Below are 23,613 nucleotides of genomic sequence, written 5' to 3'. Positions count from 1 at the left end.
GCGAGGGCATGGACGCGGTGGATCTCGGCGAGTTGAGGGCCCAGGACTTCGGCTATCTGGACGCCGAAGGACACACCTACCTCGACTGGACGGGCGCGGGACTCGCCCCGACATCGCTGGTCAGGGCCAGCGCCGAGCGGATCACGGGAGGCGTCTTCGGCAATCCGCACTCGGAGAGCCCCGCCTCCCGCGCCTCGGGCGACCTGCTGGCCGGAGCCCGCGCCGCCGTGCTGCGGCACTTCTCCGCCGACCCCGCCGAGTACGCGGTGGTGTTCACCGCGAACGCGACGGCCGCGCTGCGTCTGATCGGCGAGTCGTACGCGTTCGCCCCCGGCGGCCGGCTCGTGATGCTCCTCGACAACCACAACTCCGTGAACGGACTGCGCGAGTACGCTCGCGCGGCCGGCGCCCGAACCGAGTACGTCCCCGTCCGGGGCGAGGAGTTGGCGATCGACGAGGACCGCCTGCACACCGCCCTCACGGCCCGCAGGCGCCGCCGCGGACTCCTCGCCTATCCGGCACAGTCCAATTTCACCGGCGTACGGCACTCCCTGGACTGGATCGCCACGGCCCAGGAACTCGGCTACGACGTCCTCCTCGACGCCGCCGCGTCCGTCCCCTCCAACCCCCTCGATCTCTCCCGCCACCACCCGGACTTCACCGTGGTCAGCTGGTACAAGGTGTTCGGCTACCCCACCGGCATAGGCAGCCTGATCGTCCGCCGCGAGGCCCTCGCCCGGCTGCGCCGCCCCTGGTTCTCCGGCGGCACCATCTACGCCGCCAGCGCCCAGGCGCAGTGGCACGTCCTCGCCGACGGCGAGGCGGCCTTCGAGGACGGCACCGTCAACTTCCTCTCCATCCCCGACATCACGGCGGGCCTGGAGTGGATCGACGCCATCGGCATGGACCGGGTCCACGACCACGTGACCCGCCTGACCGGCCGACTCCTCGCGGGCGTGGCCGAGTTACGCCACTCCGACGGCACCCCGATGACCCAGGTCTACGGCCCCACCGAGACCGGACCCGCACGCGGCGGCACCGTCGCCCTCAACCTCCTCGGCGCGGACGGCCGCGTCATCGACGAACGGGTCGTCTCCCAGGACAGCGCCGAACACCGCATCTCGCTCCGCTTCGGCTGCTTCTGCAACCCGGGCGCCGGAGAAGCCGCGTTCGCCCTCCCGCTCCGCGGCCTCCGCTCGGCGGCCCGGAAACGCCTGGGCTCCCTGGAGGAGTACCTGACGGTCCTGGGACTGCCGTCGGCGGGCGCGGTCCGCGCCTCGGTGGGCGTCTCCTCACAACCCAGGGACGTGGACAGGTTCCTGGATTTCGTCGCGACAACCTACCGCGACCGCGTCCCGACGGCGGCGGGCCTCACGGACCGGGCGGGCTGCTGAGTGCGAGCGAGGATGCGACGCCTGGCCGGCACCGCCGGGAGAACCCGGCGAAACAGAACCCCGCCGGGTCGCCGGGACCGCCAGGACCGCAGAAGACCCGCCACCGCTCACCGCCCGGCGCGGGCCGCCCCCACCCCTTGTCGGCACTTGCGCACCAGTACCGCGCACGTCGCCGCCAGGAACAGCACGGTGAAGCCCGCCAGGATCAGGCGGCCGCGGTCGGCCGGGTGGCCGAACGAGTTGCCGTAGGAACTCAGCAGGGGAGGTCCCGCAGGGGAGTCGCCGTCGTGCCACAGGCTCTCCAGGCCGATCGCGGAGCCCAGCGCCTCGAAGGCCCAGCGGTTGGTCATCGCCCAGCTGATCGCCTGCCCGGCCGTCGCCATCCGGGGTACCGGCACGAAGGCCCCCGAGAACAGCACCTGCGGGAAGCAGAGCAACGGCAGCATCAGGGTCGCCTGGCCGGGGTCCGTGACCGCCGCCGATGTGAGCAGCCCGAGGGCGAGCGCGGCGGCCGAGGCCAGCACACTGGTGAGGAACAGCGAGCCGTACGTGTCCCAGCCCGCCGCGGGCAACCGGTCCAGCGCCCGCAGCACCGCGAGCAACAGCGTGTCCGCCGCGGCCAGTACGGGCAGCACGGTGGTCAACTTCGAGGCGACATACGGCCCGATCCGCACCCCGGCCAGCCACTCGCGCCGCAGCACCGCCAACTCCGTGCAGATCTGGAGCAGTCCGTACGTCAGCCCGAAGAAGAACGCCCCGAACGCGATCCAGAACATGATCATCGCCGTGGACCCCGGATCGGGCGCCGCAGGATCGAACGCACCCGCCCGGAACAACACCGCGAACATCGCCACGATCATCACCGGCGACCCCACGAACACTGCGACCGACAGCCGGTTGTGCACCACCAGCGCCGTCGTACGACGGGTCAGCAGCGCCCACTGGCGTACGGCGCCGACGCGCGGCGGACGGTGCGCGACCGGCGCCGGGACCCGCTCCGCACCCCGTGCCGGGGCGGCCCGCTCCGCCCGCTTCCCCTCCGCCACCGCCGCGTACACGTCCTCCGCCGTCTCCGCGCCGAACGCCCCGAGCAGCGCGTCCGGCGCCCCCACGAACGCGACCGCCCCGCCCGGAGACAGGAACACGACCTCGTCGCAGCGCGGCAGATCGGCCGGCACATGGGTCGTGAGGACCACCGTGGTCCCGGACTCGGCCAGCCCGCGCAAGGTCGCCAGCAGCGCGGCCCCGGTGACCGGATCGAGCCCGGACGTGGGCTCGTCGAGGAAGAGCACCCGGGGCTGGGTCAGCAACTCGGCCGCGATACAGGCCCGTTTGCGCTCCCCGCCGCTCAGCGCCCGCACCGGCGTATCCGCGCGCCCGGCGAGACCGAGGACGTCGAGCACCTCGGTCACCCGCGCCGGGACCGTCCCGCCCGGCATCCGCAACCGCCCCGCGTACTCCAGCGTGCGCCGCAACGGCAGCTCACGGTGGATGACGTCCTCCTGCGGCACGAACCCGAACTCCGGTCCCGGCGGGCCTGGCCTGACCCCGTCGTGCAGCACGTCCCCGGCTGTCGGGCGCTGAAGTCCCGCGAGGGTCTGCAACAGCACCGTCTTGCCCGCACCGCTGCTGCCCGCGATGACCACGAGCCGCCCGGCCCCGACCTCCAAGGACACATCGTCCAACACCCGCCCGGCGCCCCGCACTTCCTGCGTGACGCCCCGCAACTCAAGACACAGGCCGGTCAGTTGGGCGGTAGTGGGGGGAATCGGCGTCGGCATGGGAGCAGCATGTCACCCCGGTGTCAGCCACACCGTCGCCAAGGGCGGAAGCGTCAGCCGGATATGACCGTCCTCCGGCTTGACCGGGTCGCGGTTGACGACGTCACTTCCGCCGTAGCGCGCGGAGTCGGTGTTGAGGGTCTCCTGCCAGGCGGGGATGTCCTCCGGGACGCCGAGGCGGTAGTCCTGGCGGACCACGGGGGAGAAGTTGCTGACGGCGAGGAGCGGGGAGCCCTCCGCGTCGAACCTCAGGAACGCGAAGACGTTGTCCTCGGCCGCGTCCCCCACCACCCAGCGGAAGCCGCCGGGATCGGTGTCGCGCTGCCACAGCGCGGGGGTCGCGCGATAGGCCGTGTTGAGGTCCCGGACGAGATCCTGGACGCCCCGGTGGTCGGGCGCGGCGTCGTAGGCGGGGTCCAGGACCCACCAGTCCGGTCCCTGGGACTCGGACCACTCCCCGCCCTGGGCGAACTCCTGGCCCATGAAGAGGAGTTGCTTGCCCGGGTGGGCCCACATGAATCCCAGATACGCGCGGTGGTTGGCCCGCCGCTGCCACCAGTCGCCCGGCATCTTCGACACCAACGCCTGCTTCCCGTGGACGACTTCGTCGTGGGAGATCGGCAGGACATAGTTCTCGCTGTACGCGTACACCATGGAGAAGGTCATCTCGTGGTGGTGGAACTTGCGGTGGACGGGCTCGTGGGACATGTAGCCGAGCGAGTCGTGCATCCAGCCCATGTTCCACTTGAACCCGAAGCCGAGACCGCCGGTGTCGGTCGGCCGGGTCACCCCGTCCCAGGCGGTGGACTCCTCGGCGATCGTCACGACACCGGGCACCCTGCGGTACACGGTCGCGTTCATCTCCTGGAGGAAGGCCATCGCGTCCAGGTCCTCACGCCCGCCATGGACGTTGGGGGTCCACTGGCCCGAGTCGCGCGAGTAGTCGAGGTAGAGCATCGAGGCGACCGCGTCGACCCGCAGGCCGTCGATGTGGAACTCCTGGCACCAGTAGACGGCGTTCGCCACAAGGAAGTTGCGCACCTCGGTCCGCCCGAGGTCGAACTCGTAGGTCCCCCAGTCCGGATGCTCGGCCCGCCGCGCGTCCCCGGGCTCGTACAGCGGCTCCCCGTCGAACCGGGCCAACGCCCAGTCGTCCTTGGGGAAATGCGCCGGTACCCAGTCCATGATCACGCCGATACCGGCCCGGTGGAGCGCGTCGACGAGGAACTTGAAGTCGTCGGGACTGCCGAGGCGGGCGGTCGGCGCGTAGAAGCCGGTGACCTGGTAACCCCATGAACCGCCGAAGGGGTGCTCGGTGACCGGCATGAACTCGACGTGGGTGAAGCCGAGTTCGTTGACATAGGCGGGGAGTTCGGCAGCCAGCTGACGGTACGTCAGGCCCGGTCGCCAGGAGGCGAGATGGACCTCGTAGACCGAGAAGGGCGCCTCGTGGACCGGGGTCTCCGTCCGTCGCGCGAGCCAGGCCTCGTCGTCCCATTCGTAGTGCGAGGCGGTCACGATGGACGCGGTGGCGGGCGGCACCTCCGTGCGGCGGGCCATCGGGTCGGCCTTCAGGAGGCGCTCGCCGTACCGGGAGGTGATCTCGAACTTGTAGCGCGTGCCCTCGCCGATGCCGGGCAGGAACAGCTCCCACACACCCGACGAACCGAGCGACCGCATCGGGAACGCGGTCCCGTCCCAGGAGCTGAACTCCCCGCAGACACGCACCCCTTGGGCGTTCGGCGCCCACACCGTGAACCGGGTGCCCGCTACTCCGCCGTGCGTCATCGGCTCCGCGCCGAGCGCCTTCCACAGCTCCTCGTGCCGCCCCTCCCGGATGAGGTGCAGATCGAGGTCGCCGAGGGCGGGGAGGAAACGGTACGGGTCATGGATCTCGTGCTCGTCGTCCTCCGTGTACGACACCAGCAGTGTGTACTCCGGGAGCGCGTCGAGCGGCAGCACGCCCGAGAAGAGGCCGCCCCCGTCGGAGGTGAGCGGAGTGCGCGTCCCCTCGATCACGACGCTCACGGCCCGCGCGTACGGCCGCAGCACCCGGAAGACGAACCCGCCCGGCACCGCGTGCGCACCGAGCAGTGCGTGCGGGTCGTGATGGGCGCCGGAGAGCAGGCGGTCGCGGTCGGCGGGGTCCAGGGGAGCGGCGGTGCTCCGGGGTGCGGAGGCGCTCCTGGGTGCGGGCGCGGGCGCGGACGGGCCGCCCGCCTCTTGAGGTGAAGTGTCGCGCAGGGCCACGGAGTTCAGCCTCCTCGGACGGCGAGACGCTTGATCGCCGCCATGGGTACGGGAAGCCAGTCCGGACGGTGTCTGGCCTCGTACAGCACTTCATACACGGCGCGGTCCGTCTCGTACGCCCGCAGCAGGGCGTGCTTGGTCCGCGGGTCCCAGCCTGCCCGGGCCGCGTAGCCCGCGCAGAAAGCCTCCCGGCAGCGGAGCGCCCACTCCGGGCGCCAGGGCCGGCGCTGCCGGGCCGCGTAGTCGAAGGACCGCAGCATCCCGGCGATGTCCCGCACCGGGGACTGCGCGCTGCGCCGCTCGGCCAGCGGCTTGGACGGCTCGCCCTCGAAGTCGATGACGAACCAGTCGCGGCCGGCCCGCAGCACCTGGCCGAGATGCAGATCGCCGTGAATGCGCTGGGCGGCCGGTCCGGCGTCGCGGCCGACGAGCGCCCCGAACGCGGTCCGCAGCCCGGGTACGAAGGGCCGCAGCGCGGGCACGGAGTGCGCGGCCGCCTCCAGGCGCTCGGTCATCGCCGCCGCCGTGCGGTCGTTCTCGGCGAGGGGATGGTCGTCGGAGGGGAAGGCCGCGGCCAGCGCGAGATGGACATCGGCGGTCGCCTGCCCCAACTCGTAGGCCTCGGTGGTGAATTCGTCCCCGTCGGCGAGGGCGCGCAGCGCGAGCGCCCAGCCGTCGGAGGCGTCCGGCAGGAACGGCTGGAGGACCCCGAGCGTCGCGGCCCGCGCATCCGCGGTCCGGAACCAGGCCACCGGCGCCGGGACCCGCTTGCAGCCCTGCGCGGCCAGCGCCCCCGGCAGTTCCAGGTCCGGATTGATGCCCGGCTGGATGCGCCGGAAGACCTTCAGTATGAACCGATCGCCGTACACCAGCGAGGAGTTGGACTGCTCGGCGTCCAGCAGCCGGGGCGTGAGTCCGGCGGGCACGGAGACCGAAGGGTCCGCCTCGAAGTGCAGGGAACCCGTCCTGCCGGGCTGCCGCAGCCGCTCCAGCAGCAGTTGCGCCGACCGCGGGTCCTGGAGGGCGTCGTAGACCACGAGACCGGCCAACTGCCCCTCCCGGACCCGGCCGATGAAGGCCCGGGCCAGCCGCGGCGAGACGTGTTCCTTTACGCCGAGCAGGAGTTGGTAGCAGTCGCCGGGCGGGGGAGTGCCGCCGGAGGAGGGCACCGGCGGGTGGGAGGCGTGGACCAGCACATGCAGGCAGCCGGGGAAGATCTCCGTCGTGGACAGCACGTCGAGGTCGGCCACCGGCCGGTCCTTGCCGGCGAACCAGCGCTGCCCGGGCAGCCATTCACGCAGCAGCCCGGCGAGCGTGGCCGGAGGCCGGTCGACGCCGGGGCTGCTCAGTGGGAGAGGTGCGGTCTTCGGCATGGTGACGCGTCCTTTCGCGGGCCCATCCTCAACGTCGTCGGCCGGTGCGGGGAGCTGCTCGGGGGAGCCGGAACCAGTAGAAGCCGTGCCCCGCGAGCGTCAGCAGATACGGCAGTTCACCGATGGCCGGGAACCGCACCCCGCCGATCAGCTCCACGGGATGCCGGCCCGCGAACTCCCGCAGATCGAGCATCGTGGGCTGCGCGAACCGCGAGAAGTTGTGCACACACAGCACGAGGTCGTCCTCGTACTCCCGCAGGAACGCGATCACCGCCGGGTTCGTCGACTGGAGTTCGGTGTACGAGCCGAGCCCGAACGCCGGGTTCTGCTTGCGGATCTCGATCATGCGGCGGGTCCAGTGCAGCAGCGAGGAGGGCGACGACATCGACGCCTCGACGTTGGTGACCTGGTAGCCGTAGACGGGGTCCATGATGGCCGGCAGGAAGAGCCGCCCCGGGTCGCAGGAGGAGAAGCCCGCGTTCCGGTCGGGGGTCCACTGCATGGGGGTGCGGACGGCGTCGCGGTCGCCGAGCCAGATGTTGTCGCCCATGCCGATCTCGTCGCCGTAGTAGAGGATCGGCGAGCCGGGCAGGGACAGCAGCAGGGCCGTGAACAGTTCGATCTGGTTGCGGTCGTTGTCCAGCAGGGTCGCGAGGCGCCTGCGGATGCCGATGTTGGCGCGCATACGCGGGTCCTTCGCGTACTCGGCCCACATGTAGTCGCGTTCCTCGTCGGTGACCATTTCCAGGGTCAGCTCGTCGTGGTTGCGCAGGAAGATGCCCCACTGGCAACCCGAGGGAATCGCCGGGGTCTTGGCGAGGATTTCCGACACCGGGTAGCGGGACTCACGCCGTACGGCCATGAAGATGCGGGGCATGACGGGGAAGTGGAATGCCATGTGGCACTCGTCGCCGCCGCTCTGGTAGTCGCCGAAGTAGTCGACGACGTCCTCGGGCCACTGGTTCGCTTCGGCCAGCAGCACGGTGTCCGGGTACATCGCGTCGATCTCGCGGCGGACGCGCTTGAGGAACTCGTGACTCGCGGGCAGGTTCTCGCAGTTGGTGCCCTCGGCGGCGTAGAGATAGGGGACGGCGTCGAGCCGGAAGCCGTCGATGCCGAGGTCGAGCCAGAAGCGAAGGGCGGCCAGGATCTCTTCCTGCACTGCGGGGTTCTCGTAGTTGAGGTCCGGCTGGTGGGAGAAGAAGCGGTGCCAGAAGTACTGCTTGCGGACGGGGTCGAAGGTCCAGTTGGAGGCTTCGGTGTCGACGAAGATGATGCGGGCGTCGGGGTACTGCTTGTCGTCGTCGGCCCACATGTAGTAGTCGCCGTAGGGCCCGTTGGGGTCTTTGCGGGATTCCTGGAACCACGGGTGCTGGTCGCTGGTGTGGTTCATGACGAAGTCGATGATGACGCGCATGCCGCGTTGGTGGGCGGAGTCGACGAACTCGACGAAGTCGGCGAGGTCGCCGAATTCGGGGAGGACGGCGGTGTAGTCGGAGACGTCGTAGCCGCCGTCGCGCAGCGGTGATTTGAAGAAGGGGGGCAGCCAGAGGCAGTCGACGCCCAGCCACTGGAGGTAGTCGAGTTTGGCGGTGATGCCCTTGAGGTCACCGACGCCGTCGCCGTTGCTGTCCTGGAAGGAGCGGACCAGGACCTCGTAGAAGACGGCGCGTTTGAACCACTCGGGGTCCCGGTCCTTGGCGGGAGTGTCCTCGAAGGTGTCGTGGACCGGTTCGTTGACAGTCATGAAGCTCTTGACCCTCCGCTCTGTGTGGACCGCCGGACGTGGAGCACGTGCGCGGGTGCCCTGCCGGGTTCCAGGCGCACATAGTTGGTCCTGCCCCACTGATAGGACTCACCCGTCAGTTCGTCGTACACCGACATGGATTCGTTTGATTCCAGGCCGAGTTGCGGCATGTCCAACGAGACCGTGGCCTCCTGGGTGTGGTGCGGGTCAAGGTTGACGACCACCAGGACCGTGTCCACACCCGTGGTCTTGCTGTACGCGATCACCGCGTCGTTGTCCGTCTCGTGAAAGCGGAGATTCCTGAGCCGGTGGAGCGACGGGTGACGACGCCGGATCGCGTTGAGCTTGCCCAGCAGTGGCGCGATGCTATGTCCTTCCCGCTCAGCGGAGTCCCAGTCCCGCGGGCGGAGTTGGTACTTCTCCGAGTCGAGGTACTCCTCGCTGCCCGCCCGCAGCGGGGTGTTCTCGCAGAGTTCGTAGCCGCTGTAGACACCCCAGGTCGGGGACAGGGTGGCGGCCAGTACCGCCCGCAGTTCGAAGGCGGGCCGGCCGCCCTTCTGGAGGAACTCGTGGAGGATGTCGGGGGTGTTGACGAAGAAGTTCGGCCGCATGTAGGCCGCCGCGTCGCCCGACAGCTCGGTCAGGTATGCGGTGAGTTCCTCTTTCGTGTTGCGCCAGGTGAAGTAGGTGTACGACTGTTGGAAGCCGATCTGGGCGAGGGTGTGCATCATCGCCGGGCGCGTGAAGGCCTCGGCGAGGAAGATCACGTCCGGGTCGGTGCCGTTGATCTCCGCGATCACCCGCTCCCAGAACACGACCGGCTTGGTGTGCGGGTTGTCGACGCGGAAGATCCGTACGCCGTGGTCCATCCAGTGCCGCAGCACGCGGACGGTCTCGGCGATGAGTCCGTCCATGTCCCGGTCGAAGGCGATCGGGTAGATGTCCTGGTACTTCTTCGGCGGGTTCTCCGCGTAGGCGATCGTCCCGTCGGGGCGGTGGTGGAACCACTCCGGGTGCTTCTCCACCCACGGGTGATCGGGGGAGCACTGGAGCGCGAAGTCGAGCGCGATCTCCATGCCCAGTTCGGCGGCGCGCGTGACGAACGCGTCGAAGTCCTCCAGTGTGCCCAGCCGCGGGTGGATCGCGTCGTGTCCGCCCTCGGGTGAGCCGATGGCCCAGGGGACGCCGACGTCCTCGCGCCCCGCGGAGAGGGTGTTGTTCGGGCCCTTGCGGAAGGTCGTCCCGATCGGGTGGATCGGCGGGAGGTAGACGACGTCGAAGCCCATCGCCGCGATCCCCTCCAGCCGTTTCGCGGCCGTGCGGAACGTGCCGTGGGGCTGCGCGGGAGTGCCCTCGGAGCGGGGGAAGAACTCGTACCAGGAGCCGTAGAGCGTCCGTTCCCGCTCGACCAGGAGGGGGCGGGGCTCGGAGACCGTGACCAGGTCCCGCAGCGGATAGCGCTCCAGCACCGCGTTCACGTCCGGCGTCAGCGCGGCCACGAAGCGTGTCCCCACCGGCAGGGTGTCGTCGCGCAGTGTCTCCGCGGCGGCCAGGACCGTGGCGCGGGCCGGGCCCTCGGGCACCCCGGCCGCGGCGCGCGCGTACAGCTCCGCGCCCTCCTCCAGCATCAGGCCGATGTCGATTCCGGCCGGAATCTTGATGCGGGCGGCCCGGCGCCAGGTCGCGACGGGATCGCCCCAGGCCTCCACGGCGTAGGACCAACGGCCGGTGGCGGTCGGGGTGATCTCGGCGCCCCAGCGGTCGCTGCCGGGGGCGAGTTCCCGCATCGGGGTCCAGGGGCCGGGGCGGCCGTCCGGGTCGTACAGGACGGCGTTGGCGCCGATCGTGTCGTGGCCCTCGCGGAAGACGGTGGCGGTGACCTGGAACGGTTCGCCGACCACCGCCTTCGCCGGGCGGGCGCCGCTGTCCACGGACGGGCGTACGTCACGTACCGGAATGCGGCCGATGGCTGCCGGGGTCGCGTTCATGGGTGTCACCTCCGTCGTGCCGGAGGCCGGGCTGTTCGCCCGGCCGTGGGGTGGGTGCGCGCTGCGCCGGACGGGGGACCTACCTTCCCGCCGGCGAACGATGATCGACGGTCATGGGCGGACCGCGGTGGACGACGGCCGTCGTACGGGGGCGTCCGTTCTGCTCCTGGAGGCACGTGCCCACGGTGCTGCGCAGATAGCGCTCGGCGGCTTCCGCGGCCTCGCGCGCGCAGCGTTCGCCCATCAGCACGCACAGGGTGTAGCCCGAGTCCTCGAAGGAGGCCCGTACCGTCCGGTCGCCCGGCGACGCGAGCATCACGCGTTCCCACGCCCGGTAGCGCCGCAGTTGGCGGGCGACCTCGGCCTTGGCGGGTAGCAGCATGGCGCTGTTCACCTTTCGCCTCGGCGGACCGCGGTTCCCGACCGTCGGGTGGCGGCCGTGCACGGAGCGGCATGGCTCCGTCACGGCAGTCGAGGCTTTCACTCATGGTGCACATCTGATGACGAAGCGTCTTGTTGGTTCTTCAACTACCTCATCCGTCGCTCGTGTTGCACGAATGGCCTAGCCCTCGCACTCTGGGAGGTGACTCAGAAGCGATCAGTGCTCACGCTTCGTGTTCGGGTCCGGGGCCCGCAGGGGGCAGAGGCGGAGCGTGAGTTCCGCCGGTGAGGAGCCAACGAAGATGAAGACCGCAGTCCCGTGCTACTACCACCTCGACGTGGACGTCAGTCAGGAACGGGTCGGACAGGTGAAGCGGATTCTGGCCGCGCACCTGCGGCTGTGGGACCTGGAGATCCTCGTGGAGCCCGTCTGCCGCGGCGCCGAGCTGCTGCTGCGGGCCATCGACGAGCACGCCACGGACAAGCACACGTCCATCGAGCTGTGGTGGAACGGCCAGCACCTGATCACCGCCATCGGCGACAACGACCGCGATCTGCGCCCGGACCTGGACCTGCGCGCCTGCCTCGCCCGGATCGCCGCGATGAGCGACGGCTGGGGATGCTGCGCCACCGACACCGGGAGCAGGGTCATCTGGTTCTCGCAGCGTGCCCGCAGCGGTGAACGCGTCCCGCGCGTCCCCAGGACGCCCGCGCCGCGCCTGCGGGAGATGCTCGACCTTCCCCGCGAGGTACCGGCCGCCCTGTTGGCCCGACCGGCGGACGGCGTCCTGGAGGACGCCAAGTGAGCGCGAGCCCGTCCCGGAAAGGGGTGCCCGTCTGGAACGGGCACCCCTTTCCCCTGGGGGCCGCATACGACGGCGCGGGCACGAACTTCGCGCTCTTCAGTGAAGTCGCCGAACGCGTCGACCTCGTCCTCGTGGACGACGACGGCAGCCACCGAAGCGTCCGGCTGACCGAGGCCGACGGCTTCGTGTGGCACTGCTACCTGCCGGACATCGGTCCCGGCCAGCGCTACGGCTACCGGGTGCACGGGCCATGGCATCCGGGCGCCGGACACCGCTGCAACCCGGCGAAACTGCTCCTCGACCCGTACGCCACGGCGGTCGACGGCCAGATCGACAACGACCCCTCGCTGTACGAGCGTTCGGCCGGACCCGCCCCCGGCGACAGTGCGGGACACGGCATGCTCGGCGTCGTCACCGACCCCGCCTTCGACTGGGGCGACGACCGGCCGCCCCGGCGCCCCTACTCCGACTCGGTGATCTACGAGGCCCATGTGAAGGGCCTGACCCGCACGCACCCGGAGGTCCCCGAGGAACTCCGGGGGACGTACGCGGGACTCGCGCACCCGGCCGTCGTCGAGCACCTGGTCCAACTCGGGGTGACAGCGGTCGAGTTGATGCCGGTGCACCAGTTCGTGCAGGACGGCGTGCTCCAGGACCGAGGTCTGTCCAACTACTGGGGCTACAACACCATCGGCTTCTTCGCGCCCCACAACGCCTACGCCGCGCACCGTGAACGCGGGCGCCAGGTCACCGAGTTCAAGTCCATGGTGAAGGCGCTGCACGCGGCCGGACTCGAAGTCATCCTCGACGTCGTCTACAACCACACCGCCGAGGGCAACGAGCGGGGCCCCACCCTCTCCTTCCGGGGCATCGACAACGCCTCCTACTACCGCCTGGTGGACGGCGACTGGGGCCACTACTACGACACGACGGGCACCGGCAACAGCCTGCTGATGCGCCACCCGTACGTCCTCCAGCTGATCATGGACTCGCTGCGTTACTGGGTCACCGAGATGCACGTCGACGGCTTCCGCTTCGACCTCGCGGCCACCCTGGCCCGGCAGTTCCACGAGGTCGACCGGCTGTCCGCGTTCTTCGACCTGATCCAGCAGGACCCGGTGATCAGCCGCGTCAAGCTCATCGCCGAACCCTGGGACGTGGGGGAGGGCGGCTACCAGGTCGGCAACTTCCCGCCGCTGTGGTCGGAGTGGAACGGCAAGTACCGTGACGCCGTACGGGACTTCTGGCGCGGCGGCGAGCACACGCTCGGCGAGTTCGCGTCCCGGCTCACCGGGTCCTCCGACCTGTACCAGCACAGCCGGCGCCGGCCGCGCGCCAGCGTCAACTTCGTCACCGCGCACGACGGGTTCACCCTGCGCGACCTCGTCTCCTACAACGACAAGCACAACGAGGCCAACGGGGAAGGGAACCAGGACGGCGAGAGCACCAACCGGTCCTGGAACTGCGGGGCCGAGGGAGAGACCGACGACCCCGGCGTCCTTGAACTACGGGCCCGGCAGCAGCGCAACTTCCTCGCCACGCTGCTCCTTTCGCAGGGCATCCCGATGCTCGGCCACGGCGACGAACTCGGCCGCAGCCAGCGCGGCAACAACAACGCCTACTGCCAGGACAACGAAATCTCCTGGATCGACTGGGAGTTGACCGACGAGCAGCGTGAACTCGCCGACTTCACGCGGTATGTCATCGGGCTGCGGGCCGCGCACCCCGTGCTGCGGCGACGCCGGTTCTTCCGGGGCGAGACCGCCGTGCACGCCGGGCAGCCGCTGCCCGACCTGGTGTGGCTGCTGCCCGACGGCCGGGAGATGGCCGACCTGGACTGGCAGCGCTCCGACGCGCACTGCGTCGGTGTGTTCCTCAACGGCGACGCCATCGCCGAACGCGACCCGCACGGCGGGCCCGTCGTCGACGACTCGTTCCTGCTCCTGCTGAACAGCTTCTGGGAGCCCGTCGGCTTCCGGCTGCCCGACGTCGCCTACGGCGAGCGCTGGACCACGCTGATCGACACCGCCGAACCGCGGGACGCCCCGGACGAGACGGAACACAAGGCCGGCACCGAGAGGCTCGTGGAGGCGCGCAGCCTGGTGCTGTTGTCGCGGCCCGCCCGGGAGGGCGCGGGAGTCAGGGCGCGTCGCGGGAGGTGACCGTGAAGCGGGCGCCGTCGGGGTCGCGCAGGACGGCCTCGGTGGCGTTCTCCCGCAGGACGCTGCCGCCCTGTGCCTCCACGACGCGGGCGCACGACCTGATGTCGGTGACCGCGAAGTGGACCTGCCAGTGCGGCCGGACCGTCGGGTCGGGCGCCGCCTCCAGCGCGCCCGACGTGATCCGGGCCACGGTCTTGCCGCCACTGCGCAGGACGACCTCGCCGCCCTCGTACCGGACCTCGCAGCTCGCCGGGTCCGCCGACGCCCAGTCGAGGATCTCGCCGTAGAAGATCGCCGCGTCGAAGGCGTCCCGGGTGTGCAGCCGGACGAAGGCGGGGGCCGAGCGGCGCCAGGTCTCCCAGCCGCCGACGAGGTCGCCCTCCCAGATCCCGAAGGTCGCGCCGTCCCGGTCGGCCAGCAGTGCCGCGCGGCCGGGCGGGAAGGAGAGCGGGCCCACGGCGACCGTCGCACCGCGCTCCCGGACCCGGGCGGCGGCCTCGTCCGCGTCGGGCACCGCGAAGTACGGCGTCCACGCCACCGCCACCTGCCACACCGTGGCCACCGCGGCCAGACCGGCCACCGGGACATCGTTCGCCGTGGCGATCCGGAACCGGTCGCCGAGGCTGGCCGAGCGCCACTTCCAGCCGAACACGGACTCGTAGAAGGCCTCGGTCGTCTCCACATCGCGGCTCGTGAGACTCACCCAGCAGGGGGCGCCGAACACCGAACGCGTGGAGACGGCGTCCGGCTCACCGGGGGACGTTTTCCTGTCGTGGTTCATGGCAGTCGCGTTCCGATCTCGTGGACCGGCGGCCACCGGTCTCCACCAGTGTCCAACCGGAACCGGTCCGACGGCCTGCCGAGCGGGCGTCTTGACCATCCTTTTGGGTTAGTTACCTCTGCTAAAGAGGTAATCTCAGGAGTGTGGAGACGGAGAACTTCCCTGAAGAGCTGGCCGACGCGCTCGTCGGGGTCCAGCGGCTGATCCGCAGGCGACTGCGCAGCGAGATGACCCTGCCGCGGCTGCGCGGCGCCGAAGTGGAACTGCTGCGCCTGGTCGAGGTCCGGCCCGGCATCGGCATCTCGGACGCGGCAAGGGAGCTGTTCCTCGCGAGCAACTCGGTGTCGACGCTCGTCAACCAACTAGTCAAGGACGGCTTCCTGATCCGCGGTACGGACCCCGCCGACCGGCGCGCCGCCCGCCTCCAGCTCACCGAGGCGGCCAAGACCCGGCTCGCCGACTGGCACGCGCGGCGCGCGGCGCTCGTCCGCGCCCAGGTGGACCGTCTCGGCCGGCCGGACCGGGACGCGCTGCGCGCGGCGATCCCGGCCCTGCGCCACCTGGCCGTGAACCTGCACGAGGAGGCCGAGGAATCATGACGCCGTCCATCGACGCTGCCACCGACACCGGGCGGTCCGCAGCCGTCAGCTGCACCCGGCTCGCCTATTCCTTCGGCGAGACGACCGCGGTGGACGGGCTCGACCTGTCCGTGGGGGAGGGCGAGGTCTTCGGCCTGCTCGGCCCCAACGGCGCCGGGAAGACCACCGCGATCCGCTGTATCACCACCCTCCTGCCGGTCCCCGCCGGCATGGTCCACGTCTTCGGCCACGACACGGCCAAGGAGCAGATGTCCGTACGGCGCATGCTCGGCTACGTCCCGCAGCAACTGTCCGCCGACAGCGGGCTCACCGGCCGGGAGAACGTCGCTCTCTTCGCCCGCGTCTTCGACGTGCCGCGCAAGGAACGCGCCGCACGCGTCGCCCAGGCGCTGCGGGCCGTCGACCTCACCGACGCCGCCGACCGGCTCGCCAACACCTACTCCGGAGGCATGGTCCGCCGTCTCGAACTCGCGCAGGCCCTGGTCAGCGCGCCCCGCCTGCTCATCCTCGACGAGCCCACGATCGGCCTCGACCCGATCGCCCGCACCAGCGTGTGGGAGCACATCAACGCGGTGCGCGAGGCCACCGGCATGACCGTCCTGGTCACCACCCACTACATGGACGAGGCCGACCAGTACTGCGACCGCGTCGGCCTCATGCACCGCGGCCGCATCCGCGCCCTGGGCACCCCGGAGCAGCTCCGCGAGGGCCTCGGCGAACGCCGCCGCGCCGACGGAGCGCCCGCCACCGATCCGCTGCCCACCCTCGAAGACGTCTTCCGGGACATCGCCGGCAGCGGCCTCGAAGACCAGTCAGGAGGTTTCCGCGATGTCCGAAGCACCCGCCGCACCGCGAACCGTGTCGGCTGACCCCGCCACCGAGAACGACCTGAACCTTCTCCTGACTCCGCCCCAACCCCGGGCCGGATGGCGTCTGTTGCCCGCCCGCGTCATCGCGATGTGCGCCGTCGAACTCCAGAAACTCCGCCACGACCGCACCGAGTTGTACACCCGGGCCGTCCAACCGGCGCTCTGGCTGCTGATCTTCGGCCAGACCTTCACCCGCATCAAGGCGATCCCCACCGGCGGCATCCCGTACATCGACTACCTCGCCCCGGGCATCATCGCCCAGTCCGCGATGTTCATCGCCATCTTCTACGGCATCCAGATCATCTGGGAACGCGACGCGGGCATCCTCAACAAGCTCCTCGTCACCCCCACCCCGCGCTCGGCGCTGATCACCGGCAAGGCCTTCGCGGCCGGGGTGAAGTCGCTGATCCAGGCCGTCGTCGTGGTCGTCATCGCCGCACTTCTCGGCGTCGCGCTGACCTGGAACCCGCTGAAGCTGATCGGCGTCGGGGCGATCGTGATCCTCGGCTCGGCCTTCTTCTCCTGTCTGTCGATGACCATCGCCGGCATCGTCCTCAGCAGGGACCGGCTGATGGGTTTCGGACAGGCGATCACCATGCCGCTGTTCTTCGGGTCCAACGCCCTCTACCCGGTGGCGATCATGCCGGGCTGGCTCCAGGCGGTCAGCAAGGTGAACCCGCTGAGCTACGAAGTGGACGCGCTGCGCGGGCTGCTGCTCGGCACCCCGTCCCACGTCGGCACCGACTTCGCCGTGCTCCTGGTGGCCGCCGCACTCGGTATCGCGGCCGCCTCCTCCCTGCTCGGACGGCTCGCCCGGTGATCTTGCTGGCGACGTGATGTGCGGCACGCCCCCGACCGGGATTCGATGGCCGGAAAACGGATTTCTCCTGCGCACGGCTTGATCAGTGATCAAGCGGACGAAAACGCTGGCCACAGCGCATTCCGCTCATTTGACAGTGCGCTGAGCACACAGATAGGAAGCAGCTCTCTGAGGTCGAGAGGGTGCACTGTGTACGAGCCGAACGTGGTCGGGGACTGGCAGGAGTACGACGAACATGCCGGTCTGCGTGTCCGCGTCCACAGCCTGGCCGCCGCCGAGCCGCCACGCGGACGCGACGACGCGGCCGAGGGCCTGACGTACTTCACGCTCCGTGTCACCGTCGAGAACCGCGGCGCGCGGCACTACGGCATCCACCTGGAGGACGGTCAGATCGACGTCAGGGTGGGCCCGGACGGCGAGAGCGCCTTCATCGACTGGCGCAGCTCGCAGTTCATCGAGGGCTTCGATGTCTATCCGCTGCGCCGCGCCACCGCCGTCGTGTACGCGGCCGGTGCGGAGGCCTCCCTGAAGCAGGTGGACGTACAGGTCCAGCTGCGGGTGGAGGAGGAGTGGACCGAACGGCGGCTGTGGGCGGGCGGCATCGGCCTGTGCGAGGCGGCCGTCGCCGCCGGGGTCGGGCGGGACGGCCTGGCACACCAGGTCAGCAACTTCCTCCGGGACCAGGCGGAGCCGGGTACCGCCTGAGCCTCCGGTACTCCCTGAGCCTGCCGGCGCTGAGCCGTCAGTGCGGGATGCCGTCGATGATCTCGCGGGCGCCCTGCCGCAGCAGCGCCACCGCCACCGATGTGCCCAGCGTCGCCGGGTCGAGACGGCCCGCCCACTCGTGGGCGTTGAGGCGGGTCTTGCCGTCCGGGGTGAACACACAGGCGCGCAGCGAGAGTTCGCCGCTGCGGTCGACCTTGGCGTAGCCGGCGATCGGGCTGTTGCAGTGGCCCTGGAGGACATGCAGGAACATGCGCTCGGCGGTCGCCTCGCGGTGCGTCTCCGGGTGACCGAGTCCGCTGACCGTGTCGATGACGTCGGTGTCGCCCTCGCGGCACTGGAGGGCGAGGATGCCCGCGCCGATCGGCGGCATCATCGCCTCGGGGGACAGCACCTCGGTGATCACGTCGGTGCGGTCGATGCGCTCCAGGCCCGACATCGCGACCAGCAGCGCGTCGGCCTCGCCCGCCGCGAGCTTCTCCAGCCGCCGGTTGACGTTGCCGCGGAACGGCACGCACTCCAGCTCGGGGTGGGTGACGGCGAGCTGGGCGACCCGGCGGACCGACGAGGTGCCGACGCGGGTGCCGGGCGGCAGCTCGTCCAGGGTCAGGCCGCCCGGGTGGATCAGGGCGTCACGGATGTCGTCCCGCTTCAGGAACGCGGCGAACGTCGTACCGGCGGGGAGCGGACGGTCGGCGGGCACGTCCTTCACACAGTGCACCGCGAGATCCGCGTCACCGGCGAGCAGCGCCGCGTCCACCTCCTTGGTGAACGCCCCCTTGCCCTCCACCAGGGCGAGATCGCCCATCCACTTGTCGCCGGTCGTCTTCACCGGTACGACCTCGGTGCGCACCTGCGGATGAAGGACGGCCAACTCGGCGCGGACCCGCTCCACTTGGGCCAGCGCCATGGGCGAGTCACGGGAGACGATACGGATCAGTTCGGGCACGGACATGCCGACACGATAGACCGTCCGGCATGTCCGCGTTGACCCATGGAGACACCTGGCGACAACTTCAGGCCCATCTCCGGGCAGGCGGCCCACGGGTCTCCCGGGTCCGTACGGCACGCTCTAGTCCGTCAGGGCGACCTCGATCGTGTGATGCCCCCGCCCGTCCGCCGGGACGACGGGGTCCCCGGCCAGTCCGTCGACCGTGCACGACTCCACCCGGCTTCCACCGCCGCTCAGCCGCACGTCCAGCGTCATGCCCCGGTACCGCAGCCCGCGCAGGCTCACCGGTCCCCAGGCCGACGGCAGGCACGGAGCCAGCCGTAGCGAGTCGTCCGTGAAGGTCAGGCCGAAGAGGCCCTCGTGGATCAGGCGGAGGTACGCCGTCGCCGACCAGGTCTGGTCGGGCTGGGACACGAAGTGGTCCGCGTGCCCGCTCGCGCCGCCCTGCCAGCCGCCGTCGACCTTGCCGGTCTCCGAGTCGTACAGCTCGTAGAAGCCGCCGCTCGCGGTGACCAGGCCGGCGAGGGTGTCGACGGCGAGGGCGAACGGCTCGGTGCGGCCCGCGTCGGCGGCGGCCCGGCCGTAGAGGCCGTGGACCATCGGCCAGACCATCACGTTGTGCCGCCCGGGGTGCCGGTCGTCGAAGCGCGGGAAGTGCGGCCAGACGTTGACGATGCCGTACGGCTGCCAGTGGGTGGCGTCCAGGACCTGGCCGGCGCGTGTGCTGTCGGCGACGCCGAGGAGGATCGCGAGGGCCAGGCCCGCGCCCTCCTGCGAGGTGTCGAGATGTCCGGCGAGGGGGCCCTCGCCGTGCACGAGATAGCCGTAGGTGCCCGCGTCCGCGCGCCACAGGTGCTGGTCGATCGCCGTACGGAGGTGATCCGCGTCCGAGCGGAACGAGGCGGCCTGCACGGGGTGGCCGAGGGCCTCGGACATGGCGGCGAGGGCCTGATGGGCGCCGTAGTAGAGGCAGTTGGTCGACAGGCACATCAGCTTCGCGGCGTGCGGGTGGTCGAGGACGAACGAGGAGTGGACGGACTTCGACGCGGGCGGGCTGGGGTAGCCGGAGATGCCGTCGTTCATGAATCCCGGGCCTGTGAAGAGGCCGAACGACGGGTTGAAGTGCTCGGCGCGGCGGGCCGCGAGGGTGCGTGCGGACGTGTCGTGGGCCCGGGTGAGGAAGTCGCGGTCGCCGGTGACCAGGTAGTGGTGGTGGGCGGCCAGCACCCACACGATCTGGTCCCACCACTGGTTGTCCTGCTGGACGACGAGCCCGTCCCGTGCCCGGTCGACGACGGACCACAGGGTGTTCCGGCCGATGTCCGGCGCCAGCAGGCTGACCCCGCTCCACGCGTTGACCGCCGCGTCCCGGGTCCAGCGCTGCGGCGCGGGATAGCCGCCGCCCGCCCGGACGACGGTGCCGGGCGGATAGGACAGCAGGCCGGAACGGTCGTACACCGCGCGGTCCGCGCCGATGGTGTTCGCGCCGGACACGGAGCGGAGCGCGGACGCGTGGACGGTGCCGAGGCGCTGCTGGACGGTGTCGTCGTCGAAGGTGAGGGTGGGCATGGTGTAGCCGTTCCCGGGGGCGGGGCCCTGGGCACCCGCCGGGACAGCCGTCGCCCCGGCGATGGCCAGCGCGATCAGAACCGCCCGCCGTGAGATCCCGCGTTCAGCTGCCACGTTCCGTCCTCTCGGGCCTCCGGGGTCGAGATGATCCCGGGAGCCCTGAGAACGATGGTGCCCCCTCGGCGGTAGCGTCAGGCGTCGGGGTCGAACAGGGTTGCGGAGGGTTGGGCGGGACGGCCGCCGCGACCGGCGTCCGGTGCCACGGCTCACATGTTCCGCAGATACGCCAGCACGGCCAGCACCCGCCGGTGTCCGCTGTCGCTCGGTGGCAGGCTCAGCTTCAGGAACACATTGCCGATGTGCTTGCTGACCGCGCGTTCCGTGACGACCAGGGTCTTCGCGATCGTCGTGTTGTCGTGGCCCTCCGCCATCAGCTTCAGCACCTCGCGCTCACGCGGGGTCAGCGAGTCCAGCGGTGAATCGCGGCGCCGGGTCAGCAGCTCGGTCACCACCTCGGGGTCCAGCGCCGTACCGCCCGCCGCCACCCGGTCCAGCGCGTCGAGGAACTCGTCCACGCGCCCGATCCGGTCCTTGAGGAGATAGCCGACCCCGCTCGCGCCCACGCCCAGCAGCTCGGCGGCGTACGACTCCTCGACGTACTGCGAGAGCACCAGCACCGGCAGCCCCGGAATCCGCTCCCGTGCCTCCAGCGCGGCCCGCAGCCCCTCGTCGCGGAAGCCGGGCGGCATCCGGACGTCGAGGACGGCCACGTCGGGCCGGTGGTCGAGCAGCGCGGGCAGCACCTCGGGGCCGCTGCCGGCGACGGCCACGACCTCGTGACCCACGGAGGTCAGCAACAGGACCAGGCCCTCCCGCAGCAGGGCGTTGTCCTCGGCGATCACGACTCTCACGTCAGTCCCGCCTCGGCCACGTTCACCAGACGCACGGCAGCTCCACTTCGATCACGGTAGGTCCCCCCACGGGGCTGGTCACAGTCACGCTTCCGTCGAGCGCGGCGATCCGGCGCCGCATACCGAGCAGCCCCGAACCACCCGCCTCGTCCGCTCCGCCCCGGCCCTCGTCGCGCACCCGGACACGCAGTCCGGTGCGGGAGCGGGCGAGGTGGACGGCGGCGCGGCCGGCGCCGCTGTACTTGGCCGCGTTGGTCAGCGACTCGGCGATCACGAAGTACGCCGCCGCCTCCACGGCCGCCGGGGCGCGCGGCCCGTCGTGGCCGTCGGTCAGCCCGTCCACGGTCACGGTCACGTCGAGCGCGCTGCCGGCGGCGAGCGCGCGCACCGCGCCGACCAGGCCGCGGTCGGTGAGGATCGGCGGATGGATGGCACGCACCACGTGCCGCAGATCCGTCAGCGCCTCCTCGGCCAGCGTCTGCGCGTCGTCCAGCATCCGGCGCGCCGCCTCCGGGTCCTGGTCGTAGGCCCGCTTGGCGAGCCCGATGCGCATGGACAGGGAGACCAGCCGGGCCTGGGTGCCGTCGTGCAGATCGCGTTCGATCCGGCGCAGTTCGGCACCGTGCGCGGCGATCGCGCCCGCCCGGGTCTGCGTCAACTCCTCGACCCGCACGGCGAGTCGGGCCTTCGGTGAGGGCTTCAGCAGGACGGTCGACCAGTGCGCGTCGAGATCCGCGAGCCGGGTGATGAGCGGCAGCACGACGGCCCTGCGGCGCAGCAGGCCGCACCACACCCCGTCGACGACCAGGCCCAGCGGCCACAACGGCAGCATCAGCACGGGCAGCGTGCCGTAGGCGTAGTAGGCGACCATCCAGCGGAAGTCGGTCAGCGTGCCCGGGTCGCGGACCGCCGTCCGCAGCCGCTCGCGCACGGTGCCGGTGAGCGGCTGGTACGCCTCGGGGATCTTCCCGCCCGTCCACGCGCCCGCCTGCTGCCGCTTGGCCCCGGCGATGCGCCGTATCAGCAGGACCGTCTCGGGGAGCATGAACGCGCCGACGACCGTGGCCGTGGCGATCGCGGTGAGCAGCAGCACGGTGATGAAGATGTACGACCCGAAGGCCGTCGCGGCGGAGAGGGCCAGGTGGAGTGTCGCCCGGCCGGCCTGCCGCACGGTGGCGCGCATGAGGATCAGGTCAGGCGCATCCGTGCGGGCAGGGCGGAGCGGTTCGCCGGACAGGGGTGCGGCGCGGTCCACCGGCGGTGCGGGGGACCGCTTCCTCGGGGTGCCGGGCGGACGCCGGAATCGTCGGGGCAACACGTCAGCCAGGATCCACATCTGCTCGTTCGAAAGCGTGCGGGAGACGGCGAGGGGTTCGTCCGCGGGCCCGGCGCCGGTCCGGGAAGTGGACGGCGACCGGGTCCGGGACGGCGCCGACCCCCGTCCCCACGGGTTCGGCGCGGGAGCCGCCTTCCGCTCAAGGCGGCCTCGGTTCTGGAGGCGAGGGCTCGGTCGTGCCCCTGCTGTCCCGTGGCCGCCTCACGGTGACCTTACTTGAGTTAGGCAAGCATATGTGACTTACTTGAGTCAAGCAACGGCATCGATTTGCTTGAGTCAGGCAAGCAGGACGGTAAGGTGGCGCACATGTCCACGTACGGCGGCATCAGTGAGACGCGATCGCTCGCCCTCGGTGGCGGGCAGCACCTGCTCGTCGCCGTGGACGGGCCGGACGACGCCGAACTCCTGTCCACGACGCTGGAGTTGGCGGGTTACCGGATCAGGATCGCCGGCAGCGGCACCGAAGTGGTGACACGGCTCGCGGAGCAGCGGTTCGAACTGGTCGTCATCGACGCCGAGTTGCCCGAGATGGACGCCCTCGCGCAGGGCCATGGGCTCGTCACGCACCGCCCGCCCGTCCTCCTGCTCACCGCCTGGGACGCCCTCGACAAACTGCTGCCCGAACTGGGCGCGGGGGAGCGGGACTACGTCACCAAGCCCTTCCGGATCGCCGAAGTGCTCGCCCGTATCCAGGTGTTGCTGCGCGGCAGAGGTGGCGGCCGGGACGGCGCGCTGCACTACGCCGACCTGGTCCTGGACGACACCACCTGTCAGGCGCGGCGCGGCCCGCGCACCCTCGACCTCACGCCCGCCGAGTACCGGTTGCTGCGCCATCTCCTCGTCAACGCGCACAAGGTGCTGTCCAAGGAGCAGATCAGCCGGTACGTCTGGGGCGACTTCCGCGGCGGCAACGCGATGGAACAGCTCGTCTCCCGCCTCCGGCGCAAGGTCGACCAGGAGGGCCCGGCGCTCATCCATACGCGCCGGGGCTTCGGCTACTGGCTCGGACGGGCGGTCGGCGAGGGGTGAGTACCCCGCCGGGGGGTGCGGGGATTCGCGGAGCAAATATGCGCGGCCTGTGAAGTGGCGGGCGGGGCGGTGTCGCGGTGACGTGACGCCGTCCCTTTTCCGTTGCGTTCGCTGGTCGACGACGTCACGTCCTTGTAGATCA

The 23,613-nt window shown here is 70.8% G+C and carries 19 protein-coding genes; 8 read left to right on the top strand and 11 right to left on the bottom strand.

The annotated features are described in order from the left end of the window. The first annotated feature begins 8 nt into the window (after positions 1-8). Positions 9-1,394 carry an aminotransferase class V-fold PLP-dependent enzyme gene (locus tag ACIRB1_RS16545; protein ID WP_403466015.1) on the top strand — a complete coding sequence of 462 codons (1,386 nt, stop codon included), beginning with the start codon at positions 9-11 and terminating at the stop codon, positions 1,392-1,394. A 107-nt stretch (positions 1,395-1,501) separates the two neighbouring features. Here the strand turns inward: ACIRB1_RS16545 and ACIRB1_RS16540 are convergent, their stop codons facing one another. The 6 genes from ACIRB1_RS16540 to ACIRB1_RS16515 all read right to left on the bottom strand — a co-directional run bounded on the left by ACIRB1_RS16540 (position 1,502) and on the right by ACIRB1_RS16515 (position 10,915). Continuing rightward, on the bottom strand, positions 1,502-3,175 hold the full coding sequence (locus tag ACIRB1_RS16540) for an ATP-binding cassette domain-containing protein (protein ID WP_403466014.1): 1,674 nt from the start codon (positions 3,173-3,175) through the stop codon (positions 1,502-1,504). 12 nt (positions 3,176-3,187) lie between these two features. After that, positions 3,188-5,425: a 1,4-alpha-glucan branching enzyme gene (gene glgB / locus ACIRB1_RS16535; protein WP_403466013.1), complete on the bottom strand. Its 2,238-nt coding sequence runs from the start codon at positions 5,423-5,425 to the stop codon at positions 3,188-3,190. Between the two features lie 5 nt (positions 5,426-5,430). After that, complete coding sequence (locus tag ACIRB1_RS16530; protein ID WP_403466012.1) at positions 5,431-6,798, bottom strand: maltokinase; 1,368 nt, start codon at positions 6,796-6,798, stop codon at positions 5,431-5,433. Between the two features lie 28 nt (positions 6,799-6,826). Continuing rightward, the gene (treS, locus tag ACIRB1_RS16525; RefSeq protein WP_403466011.1) at positions 6,827-8,545 is read right to left on the bottom strand and encodes a maltose alpha-D-glucosyltransferase; all 1,719 of its coding nucleotides are present in this window, start codon (positions 8,543-8,545) and stop codon (positions 6,827-6,829) included. Continuing rightward, positions 8,542-10,533, bottom strand: a complete 1,992-nt coding sequence (locus ACIRB1_RS16520; RefSeq protein WP_403466010.1) for an alpha-1,4-glucan--maltose-1-phosphate maltosyltransferase — start codon at positions 10,531-10,533, stop codon at positions 8,542-8,544. The genes treS and ACIRB1_RS16520 overlap by 4 nt, the downstream gene beginning before the upstream one ends. A 79-nt stretch (positions 10,534-10,612) precedes the next feature. Continuing rightward, on the bottom strand, positions 10,613-10,915 hold the full coding sequence (locus ACIRB1_RS16515) for a DUF5133 domain-containing protein (RefSeq protein ID WP_403466009.1): 303 nt from the start codon (positions 10,913-10,915) through the stop codon (positions 10,613-10,615). Positions 10,916-11,216: 301 nt separating this feature from the next. Between ACIRB1_RS16515 and ACIRB1_RS16510 the strand changes: the two genes are divergently transcribed. Further along, complete coding sequence (locus ACIRB1_RS16510; RefSeq protein ID WP_352181435.1) at positions 11,217-11,720, top strand: pep a2; 504 nt, start codon at positions 11,217-11,219, stop codon at positions 11,718-11,720. A 23-nt stretch (positions 11,721-11,743) separates the two neighbouring features. Then, on the top strand, positions 11,744-13,882 hold the full coding sequence (gene glgX / locus ACIRB1_RS16505) for a glycogen debranching protein GlgX (protein WP_403466214.1): 2,139 nt from the start codon (positions 11,744-11,746) through the stop codon (positions 13,880-13,882). On the opposite strand, the gene ACIRB1_RS16500 is transcribed toward glgX, so the two are convergent. Next, complete coding sequence (locus tag ACIRB1_RS16500) at positions 13,860-14,663, bottom strand: VOC family protein (RefSeq protein WP_352181437.1); 804 nt, start codon at positions 14,661-14,663, stop codon at positions 13,860-13,862. The two genes, glgX and ACIRB1_RS16500, sit on opposite strands and share 23 nt — an antisense overlap. Positions 14,664-14,806: 143 nt before the next feature. Between ACIRB1_RS16500 and ACIRB1_RS16495 the strand changes: the two genes are divergently transcribed. From ACIRB1_RS16495 to ACIRB1_RS16480, 4 genes are all read left to right on the top strand, one after another. After that, on the top strand, positions 14,807-15,262 hold the full coding sequence (locus ACIRB1_RS16495) for a MarR family winged helix-turn-helix transcriptional regulator (RefSeq protein ID WP_403466008.1): 456 nt from the start codon (positions 14,807-14,809) through the stop codon (positions 15,260-15,262). Next, a complete protein-coding gene (locus ACIRB1_RS16490) occupies positions 15,259-16,131 on the top strand; it encodes an ATP-binding cassette domain-containing protein (RefSeq protein ID WP_329556763.1) in 873 nt (290 codons plus the stop codon). The genes ACIRB1_RS16495 and ACIRB1_RS16490 overlap by 4 nt, the downstream gene beginning before the upstream one ends. After that, complete coding sequence (locus ACIRB1_RS16485; RefSeq protein WP_352181439.1) at positions 16,091-16,951, top strand: ABC transporter permease; 861 nt, start codon at positions 16,091-16,093, stop codon at positions 16,949-16,951. The genes ACIRB1_RS16490 and ACIRB1_RS16485 overlap by 41 nt, the downstream gene beginning before the upstream one ends. 189 nt (positions 16,952-17,140) lie before the next feature. Then, positions 17,141-17,656 carry a hypothetical protein gene (locus tag ACIRB1_RS16480; protein WP_352181440.1) on the top strand — a complete coding sequence of 172 codons (516 nt, stop codon included), beginning with the start codon at positions 17,141-17,143 and terminating at the stop codon, positions 17,654-17,656. Between the two features lie 37 nt (positions 17,657-17,693). Here the strand turns inward: ACIRB1_RS16480 and hemC are convergent, their stop codons facing one another. The 4 genes from hemC to ACIRB1_RS16460 form a co-directional block, all read right to left on the bottom strand. Then, positions 17,694-18,629, bottom strand: coding sequence for a hydroxymethylbilane synthase (gene hemC / locus ACIRB1_RS16475; RefSeq protein ID WP_352181441.1), 936 nt, complete (start codon positions 18,627-18,629; stop codon positions 17,694-17,696). Positions 18,630-18,746: 117 nt separating this feature from the next. Continuing rightward, positions 18,747-20,309, bottom strand: a complete 1,563-nt coding sequence (locus ACIRB1_RS16470; RefSeq protein WP_403466007.1) for an MGH1-like glycoside hydrolase domain-containing protein — start codon at positions 20,307-20,309, stop codon at positions 18,747-18,749. A gap of 152 nt (positions 20,310-20,461) precedes the next feature. Further along, positions 20,462-21,106, bottom strand: a complete 645-nt coding sequence (locus ACIRB1_RS16465; protein WP_352181443.1) for a response regulator transcription factor — start codon at positions 21,104-21,106, stop codon at positions 20,462-20,464. Between the two features lie 22 nt (positions 21,107-21,128). Continuing rightward, positions 21,129-22,289 carry a histidine kinase gene (locus tag ACIRB1_RS16460; protein ID WP_403466006.1) on the bottom strand — a complete coding sequence of 387 codons (1,161 nt, stop codon included), beginning with the start codon at positions 22,287-22,289 and terminating at the stop codon, positions 21,129-21,131. A 459-nt stretch (positions 22,290-22,748) separates the two neighbouring features. Between ACIRB1_RS16460 and ACIRB1_RS16455 the strand changes: the two genes are divergently transcribed. Beyond that, positions 22,749-23,471 carry a response regulator transcription factor gene (locus tag ACIRB1_RS16455; protein ID WP_403466005.1) on the top strand — a complete coding sequence of 241 codons (723 nt, stop codon included), beginning with the start codon at positions 22,749-22,751 and terminating at the stop codon, positions 23,469-23,471. Positions 23,472-23,613 lie beyond the last annotated feature (142 nt).

This window comes from Streptomyces sp. NPDC096013 (assembly GCF_044763565.1).
Taxonomy (GTDB): Bacteria; Actinomycetota; Actinomycetes; order Streptomycetales; family Streptomycetaceae; genus Streptomyces.
This window is presented reverse-complemented; position numbering and strand designations above follow the sequence as displayed.

What these genes read in the sequence shown, in the direction of transcription:
- ACIRB1_RS16545 (WP_403466015.1), top strand. Translation starts at nt 9, where the DNA reads ATGGACGCGGTGGATCTCGGCGAGTTGAGGGCCCAGGACTTCGGCTAT.
- ACIRB1_RS16540 (WP_403466014.1), bottom strand. Translation starts at nt 3,175, where the DNA reads ATGCCGACGCCGATTCCCCCCACTACCGCCCAACTGACCGGCCTGTGT.
- ACIRB1_RS16530 (WP_403466012.1), bottom strand. Translation starts at nt 6,798, where the DNA reads ATGCCGAAGACCGCACCTCTCCCACTGAGCAGCCCCGGCGTCGACCGG.
- treS (WP_403466011.1), bottom strand. Translation starts at nt 8,545, where the DNA reads ATGACTGTCAACGAACCGGTCCACGACACCTTCGAGGACACTCCCGCC.
- ACIRB1_RS16520 (WP_403466010.1), bottom strand. Translation starts at nt 10,533, where the DNA reads ATGAACGCGACCCCGGCAGCCATCGGCCGCATTCCGGTACGTGACGTA.
- ACIRB1_RS16515 (WP_403466009.1), bottom strand. Translation starts at nt 10,915, where the DNA reads ATGCTGCTACCCGCCAAGGCCGAGGTCGCCCGCCAACTGCGGCGCTAC.
- ACIRB1_RS16510 (WP_352181435.1), top strand. Translation starts at nt 11,217, where the DNA reads ATGAAGACCGCAGTCCCGTGCTACTACCACCTCGACGTGGACGTCAGT.
- ACIRB1_RS16500 (WP_352181437.1), bottom strand. Translation starts at nt 14,663, where the DNA reads ATGAACCACGACAGGAAAACGTCCCCCGGTGAGCCGGACGCCGTCTCC.
- ACIRB1_RS16490 (WP_329556763.1), top strand. Translation starts at nt 15,259, where the DNA reads ATGACGCCGTCCATCGACGCTGCCACCGACACCGGGCGGTCCGCAGCC.
- ACIRB1_RS16485 (WP_352181439.1), top strand. Translation starts at nt 16,091, where the DNA reads ATGTCCGAAGCACCCGCCGCACCGCGAACCGTGTCGGCTGACCCCGCC.
- hemC (WP_352181441.1), bottom strand. Translation starts at nt 18,629, where the DNA reads ATGTCCGTGCCCGAACTGATCCGTATCGTCTCCCGTGACTCGCCCATG.
- ACIRB1_RS16460 (WP_403466006.1), bottom strand. Translation starts at nt 22,289, where the DNA reads ATGCGCGCCACCGTGCGGCAGGCCGGCCGGGCGACACTCCACCTGGCC.
- ACIRB1_RS16455 (WP_403466005.1), top strand. Translation starts at nt 22,749, where the DNA reads ATGTCCACGTACGGCGGCATCAGTGAGACGCGATCGCTCGCCCTCGGT.